At 66.1% G+C, this 820-nt stretch carries 1 protein-coding gene; it reads left to right on the top strand.

What is annotated here, in order from left to right; all coding sequences use genetic code 11:
• A partial coding sequence (locus EJI01_RS28420) for a DUF6502 family protein (protein ID WP_185879115.1) occupies positions 1 to 756 on the top strand: 756 nt, incomplete at its 5' end.
• Positions 757 to 820 lie beyond the last annotated feature (64 nt).

Genomic DNA, 820 nt, shown 5'->3' with positions numbered 1-820 from the left:
CACCTGGAGGCGCTGCTGCGCGATCTGCTGATCGACGAAGCGCGCCGTGCCTGGCTTAAAACGAAGGGCGCCGAGCCGAACATCAGCCAGCTGTCGGTGACCACGGGCTTGAACCGCAAGGCCGTGACCACCAAGGTGCGCGAAGAGGAAGATCCCCTGCCGCGCACCGAAATGTCGGCCGCGGCCAAGACCCTGACCCTGTGGCTGCAGATGATCGACGACGACCCTGCGCACCGCGTCCTGCCCATCGTGGCCGAAGCCCAGGCACCATCGTTCGAAACCCTCGCGCGGCGCGCCAGCCACGGCAACGTGCACCACCGCACCATCCTCGATGAGCTGATGCGCTTGAACATGGCGATCGAGCGCGAGGGGCGCGTCGAGCTCAACGCCACTGCCTTCGTTCCGGCGAAGGACTTGAAGACGATGCTCGCCTTCCTGGGCGACAACACGCGCGATCACCTGCTCGCGGGCGTGGCCAACACGCTCGGCGCAGAGCCGCCACTGCTGGAACGATCGGTCTTCGCCGCCGGGATCGCGCTGGAGGACTGCGAACGCATCCACGCGCTCGTGCGCGAGCGGTGGGGCGAACTTCACGGCCAGTTGACCCGGGAGATGACGCGCGCCTTCGAGGAGGCCGAGGAATCAGCCTCGGGCCGCATCCGCGTCGGCATCTACACCTATTACGAAGACGGGGCGAGCGAGGACGCTGAAGCTGCGTCCGCCGCTTCCTCCAAACGATCGAGACGAAAAGCATGACGAGCACTTGGCTGCGCAACGGCTTTCTGGCACTGCTTGTCGGGCTGCTGCTTTCTTGCGGTGG

Origin of the sequence: Variovorax sp. MHTC-1 (assembly GCF_003984645.1) — a bacterium.
Classification (GTDB): Bacteria; Pseudomonadota; Gammaproteobacteria; order Burkholderiales; family Burkholderiaceae_C; genus Variovorax.
Note: the sequence above shows the minus strand (reverse complement) of the source record. Positions and strands in the feature narration are given on the sequence as shown.